Origin of the sequence: Pseudomonas sp. ABFPK (assembly GCF_001586765.1) — a bacterium.
Classification (GTDB): domain Bacteria; phylum Pseudomonadota; class Gammaproteobacteria; order Pseudomonadales; family Pseudomonadaceae; genus Aquipseudomonas; species Aquipseudomonas asiatica.
Map to the genome: position 1 here is coordinate 1 of NZ_LQXW01000060.1, position 5,626 is coordinate 5,626.

At 66.0% G+C, this 5,626-nt stretch carries 4 protein-coding genes; all 4 read right to left on the bottom strand.

Annotated features, from left to right (window positions below; all coding sequences use genetic code 11):
* Window positions 1-232: 232 nt before the first annotated feature.
* The gene (locus tag WM94_RS25515; RefSeq protein WP_013972733.1) at window positions 233-1,006 is read right to left on the bottom strand and encodes an IclR family transcriptional regulator; all 774 of its coding nucleotides are present in this window, start codon (window positions 1,004-1,006) and stop codon (window positions 233-235) included.
* A gap of 65 nt (window positions 1,007-1,071) precedes the next feature.
* Window positions 1,072-2,526 carry an amidase gene (locus WM94_RS25520; protein ID WP_061552412.1) on the bottom strand — a complete coding sequence of 485 codons (1,455 nt, stop codon included), beginning with the start codon at window positions 2,524-2,526 and terminating at the stop codon, window positions 1,072-1,074.
* Window positions 2,526-3,836 carry a citrate-proton symporter gene (locus WM94_RS25525; protein ID WP_061552413.1) on the bottom strand — a complete coding sequence of 437 codons (1,311 nt, stop codon included), beginning with the start codon at window positions 3,834-3,836 and terminating at the stop codon, window positions 2,526-2,528. Before WM94_RS25525 ends, WM94_RS25520 begins: the two co-directional genes overlap by 1 nt.
* 82 nt (window positions 3,837-3,918) lie before the next feature.
* On the bottom strand, window positions 3,919-5,094 hold the full coding sequence (locus WM94_RS25530; RefSeq protein ID WP_061552414.1) for a M20 aminoacylase family protein: 1,176 nt from the start codon (window positions 5,092-5,094) through the stop codon (window positions 3,919-3,921).
* Between the last annotated feature and the right edge of the window lie 532 nt (window positions 5,095-5,626).

Consider the following 5,626-nt stretch of genomic DNA (forward strand, 5'->3'; position numbering starts at 1 on the left):
TTGTGCTGCGAAGAGGCCGGTACTGACAAAGCCTGTCTGTTGCTTGTACCGGCCTCTTCGCAGCACAAGGCTGCTCCTACAAAGGCCGCGTCAGACGAGCGATATTTGTTCTCTGCGCGACAGCGCAGCCCAAAAGGGCTGGGTTATCTCCCACAGGTACCGAGCAAGCCTCGGGCAATGCACTTTCCCTGTGGGAGCGGGTTTACCCGCGAAGAGGCCGGTACAGGCTGACTCAAACAATCAGGGCCCGCTGCACCTCGCCCACCGTTGTAGCCAGGCTGTTCAGGTGCAGGTTCAACACCCGCTCCACCGGCGCCTGGTCCAGCGGCCAGTGCAAGGCAATGCTCCCGGCCAGGCGCCCTTCGGCATGCACCGGCAGGGCAATGGCGCGGATCAGGAACGGCAAGCGCACCGGATACTCCCAGTGCCCTTCGGTGCGCTGGCCGAACCCCTTGTTCGCTTCCTCCTCGATGTCGCGCAGCACCGTCTCGTCGCCCACCCGCTCATGGGCCGCCAGGCGCTGCACTTCATCGACCGCCAACTCACCCAGGCATGCCCGCCCCATCGCCGAGTGGAACAGGCTGGCATGATGCCCGACGATCTGGCAGGTGTGCGGGTAACGCTTGCGCAATACCTGGGGCACAGCGCTTTCCATCACCTCCAGCCGCTCGCCGTCGAAACACGACAGGTCGGCCACCAGCCCGGTGCGTTCGCTCAATTCCAGTAGCATGGGCGCGGCGTGTTCCACCAGGCGCCGTTTGAAACGCAGCTGGCGGTCACCGAACAGGCGCCGCGCGCACAGCCGGTAACGCCTGTCGCTGAGGCCGCGGTAAACCCAGCCCTGCTCCTGCAAGGTGGCGAGCATGCGCGACACCGTGGCCTTGGGCAGCGCCGTCAGGTAATGCAGTTCTTCCAGGCCCAGCGCCTGGTGTTCGCCAAGCAGGTCGACGATGGCCAGCGCCCGTTCCACCGAACGCACGCCGCCACTGTCTGCCGTGATGCCCATGAGTGTGACCTCCCTGTAACTGGATGGTCAGGATAGCCAGCAAGATCCGCGCCTGCCCAGCGGTTTCATGGCGCTTGCAGGCTCCGGGGTGGGCGCCGCGCTACCCAACGGGTGAGCTGTTCATGGGCATGGGCCAGCTGCAACACCGCATGGTCAGCCTGGGCCGGGCCGATGATCTGCAGGCCCATGGGCAACCCGGCAGCGTTGAAACCGACCGGTACGCTGATGCTAGGCAAGCCGGCCAGGGTCGGCCCAATCACCACTTCCATCCAGCGGTGATAGGTGTCCATCGCCCGCCCACCGACCACCGTTGGCCACGGTTGCCATGCATCGAATGGGAACACCTGGGCCGATGGCAACAGCAGGTAATCGTAACGCTCGAACAGCTTGCCCAGCGCGCGGTACCAGTCGCTGCGGGCCACCGAAGCCTGGTACACCGCTGCCGCGCTCAGTTGCAGGCCACCCTCCACCTCCCACTGCGCCTCGGGCTTGAGCAGCGCGCGCTTGCCCGGGTCGGCATAGGCGGCAGCGAGGTTGCCGTGCACCAGGAAGTGGCGATGGGTCAGCCAGCATTGCCACAAACGCGCCAGGTCGAACGCCGGCTGGCAGGCCTCGACCCGGCAGCCCAGTTCGGCGAAGTCTGCCAGGGCCGCTTCGCACAGGCCCAGTACCCCGTCATCCATCGCCAGGTAACCGTCGTAGTCGCCCAGCCAGCCAACCCGCACGCCGCGATAATCGCGCTGCAACCCGGCGGCAAAATCGCGCCGGCCATCGCCCAGCGACAACGGCGCCCGCGCATCGAAGCCCGCCTGGGTCGACAACAGCCGCGCCACATCCACCACGCTGCGGCCCATCGGCCCCTCGGTGGCCAACTGCTGCACGAACAGTTCCGGCGCCGGCCCGTGTGGAACGCGGCCCTGCGACGGGCGCAGGCCATACACGTTGTTGAACGCCGCCGGGTTGCGCAGCGAGCCCATCATGTCGCTGCCGTCGGCGACCGGCAGCAGGCGCATGGCCAGCGCCGCCGCCGCCCCACCGCTGCTGCCCCCGGCCACCTTGCCCGGGTCGTAGGCATTGGTGGTGGTGCCGAACAGGGGGTTGTAGGTCTGCGAACCAAGGCCGAATTCCGGCACATTGCTCTTGCCCACGATCAGCGCACCACTGGCCCGCACCCGCGCCACACTGATCGCGTCCTGCTCGGGCACCTGCTCGGCGAACAGCGGCGAGCCCAGGGTGGTGCGCAACCCGGCTGTGGCGGCCAGGTCCTTGATCGCCTGGGGCATGCCATGCATCCAGCCGCGCGAATGGCCACGGGCCAGCTCGCAGTCACGCTCATCGGCCTCGGCCAGCAGTGCCTCGGCCGGGCGTAGCGACACCAGCGCGTTTACCTGCGGGTTGAAGCGTTCGATGTGCGCCAGATAAGCCTGCATCACCTCCCGGCACGATATCTGGCGGGCATGGATGGCCCGGGACAATGCCTCGGCATCGAGGGCAACGATGGGGTCGATGGCTAGCGGCATCACGGTTTCACTCCAAGGTTGAAAGCGGCAGGCTTGCCCACGCGTGGGGCTTCTTTCAGGCAATAGGTGCCCAGCAGTGTCAGCAGGCAGGCGAACAGCACGTAGAACGACGGCGCCACCGGGGTACCGAGCACCTTGCTCAGCCAGGTGACGATCAACGGGGCGAAGCCGCCGAACACCATCACCGCCACGTTATAGGCCACCGACACACCGGTAGAACGCACCTCGACCGGGAACTGCTCGGCCAGGGCCGTGGGCGCCGGCCCGAAGAAGCCACCGATGGCGGTGCACAGCAGCAGTTGCATCACCAGCAGGCGCTCCAGCGACGGCGCGGCAGCCACCCACACATACAACGGGTAGACCATGACGAAGAACGCCAGGGTGAAGGCCATCAGCACCGGGCGCCGCCCCAGCCGGTCAGACAACGCCCCGGACAGCGGGATCACCACGGTCATCAGCCCAACCGCAAGCATCTGCACCAGCAGCACCTGGTCCAGCGGCAGGCCGAGGTTCTTGTGGGCGAAGGTCGGCATGTTCACCAGCACCACGTAGAACGACACCGTCGCGCCACAGGCCAGGCCCATCGATACCAACAGGCTGCGCCGATGCTCACGCAGCACCTGCCACAAGCTGGGCGACTGGCCCTTGGCCTGGCGGCGCGCCTCGATGAATTCCTCAGGCTCTTCCATGTGCTTGCGAATCCACAGCCCCACCGGGCCGATCAGCAGGCCGAGCACGAACGGGATACGCCAACCCCAGCTGTCCAGCGCCGCAGGCGTGCACAGGTGGGTGACCAGGGCCACCATCGCCGCCCCGGAGAACACCGCCAGGCACTGCCCCACCAGCTGCCACGAGCCATACAGGCCCTTGCGGTGGGCCGGCGCGCTCTCCACCAGAAAGGCCGTGGCGCTGGCGTACTCGCCGCCGGTGGCAAAACCCTGCAGCATGCGCGCCACCACGATCAGCATCGGCGCGGCCATGCCGATGGCCAGGTAGTCGGGGGCAAAGGCGATCATGGCAATGGAGACGGTTATCAGCCGGATGATCATCTGCATCGCCGCCTTGCGGCCTTTGCGGTCGGAATACATGCCCAGCAGCACGCCGCCCACCGGGCGCATGAAAAAGCCGACGCCGAAGGTGGCCAGGGCCATCAGCAGCGAGGCGTATTCGTCGTCGGAGGGGAAGAACTGACGGGCGATGATGCTGGCCAGAAAGCCGTACACGATAAAGTCATACCACTCCAGGGCGTTGCCGATGACGGCGGCGACCACTTGCCGGGTACGCGACACGCCGGTGCTCGAAGTCTGCATAGGAAACACTCCACACAATGATTGGGTGATCGCCCAGGCGCGGTCGCGCCCGGGTTCCAGCGGCAGTCGTCAAAAGGAAAGGTCAGGCGGGCGCGAGCCAGCGCTCTGCCAGCGCGCCCCAGTAGGCGGCGCCGGTCAGCAGGATGTCATCGTTGAAGTCGTAGGCCGGGTTGTGCACCATCGGCCGCGATACACCATTGCCGATGAACAGGTAGGCGCCGGGGCAGCGTTGCAGCATCCAGGCGAAGTCTTCGCTGCCCATCAGCTTGCGGGTGTTGCCATCCACTGCCTCGGCACCGAGCAATTCCACCCCCACCTGCCGGGCGAAGGCGTTTTCCGCGGCATGGTTGACCAACACCGGGTAGGCCGGGCGGTGTTCTAGGGTGGCGCGGCAACCAAAGCTTTCGGCCTGGCTGACGATAATGGCCCGCACCCGCTCCAGGGTCTGCGCCCGCACCTCGGCGTTCAGCGCGCGCAGGCTCAGGCGCAGCAGCGCCTGCTGCGGAATCACGTTGGCCGCTTCGCCGGCCTGCAAGGCGCCGACGGTAACCACAGCCGCCTCCTGCGCATCGATATTGCGCGCCACCACGGTTTGCAGGGCCATCACCACACTGGCCGCCGCCACCAGCGGGTCGACGGTCAGGTGCGGCATCGAGCCATGGCCGCCAACCCCGTCGAGGGTCACCGTGAGCAGGTCTTGCGAGGCCATCATCGGCCCCTCGCGAAAGCCCAGGTGCCCGGCCGGCAGCCCGGGCATGTTGTGCATGCCGAACAGTGCATCGCAAGGGAAGCGCTCCAGCAGGCCGTCGGCCAGCATCGCCTCGGCGCCACCCTGGCCCTCCTCGGCCGGCTGGAAGATCAGCGTCAGCGTCCCGTCGAACTGCCGGGTGGCCGCCAGGTAGCGCGCGGCGCCAAGCAGCATGGTGGTATGCCCGTCATGGCCGCAGGCGTGCATGCAGTCTTGGTGCTGGCTGCTGTACGCGGCGCCGGTGGCCTCGTGGATGGGCAACGCGTCCATGTCGGCGCGCAGGCCCAGGCGGCGTGGGCTGCTGCCATTGCGCAGTACGCCGACCACGCCGGTCTTGCCGATACCGGTGTGCACTTCATAGCCCCATTCTTCGAGCAGCTGGGCAACCAGCGCCGAAGTGCGGCTTTCTTCGAACCCCAGTTCCGGGTGAGCGTGGATATCGTGACGGATTGCGTGCAGGTCGCTGGCCACATCGTTCAGCCAGGCCAGGATGTGCTGATGTCGGGACATGTAGAGTCTCCTCGCGCGGGTGGTTTCCCGTTCTTGTTGTTCGCCTTGAGGTCACGACGGGTGAGGCAGGTCGTGCTTGGCTGACAGATAAGCGCGAGGAGCGATGAAGCACAATCGAATCTGGTTTCGCACGGTGGAACCGAAACGTGGCTTGCCGGGGAGGTAGTCACTTTGGCGGCCCTACCTGCTGGCCGTAACCATCTCAGCCAGACGCACGAGATGGCCGCCAGTGTTCCAGTTGAAGCGCCGCCCCACTTTTGCCCCCCCAAGGCATGGGCAATCCCTGTAGGAGCGGGTTTACCCGCGAACACAGGCGAAGCCTGTGCCAGCCACCACGGTACTTACCATTCAGCACGCAGGCTTGAGCTCTACTCGATAAGCCGTATATCGCTCCAGAAAACCTCGGCTAGGGATGCTCCGATCAACTTGTCGTGCAGCCGCGGCAAGTTGCAATTTTCCAGGCACCTACAGCGTCATTGGACGAAAAGTGACCGAAAAATCATGTACGGAGAGCTTTTTCGACCGGTTCTCC

Excerpts from the sequence above, each read along its gene's own strand:
- WM94_RS25515 (WP_013972733.1), bottom strand. The coding sequence starts at position 1,006 with ATGGGCATCACGGCAGACAGTGGCGGCGTGCGTTCGGTGGAACGGGCG.
- WM94_RS25520 (WP_061552412.1), bottom strand. The coding sequence starts at position 2,526 with ATGCCGCTAGCCATCGACCCCATCGTTGCCCTCGATGCCGAGGCATTG.
- WM94_RS25525 (WP_061552413.1), bottom strand. The coding sequence starts at position 3,836 with ATGCAGACTTCGAGCACCGGCGTGTCGCGTACCCGGCAAGTGGTCGCC.
- WM94_RS25530 (WP_061552414.1), bottom strand. The coding sequence starts at position 5,094 with ATGTCCCGACATCAGCACATCCTGGCCTGGCTGAACGATGTGGCCAGC.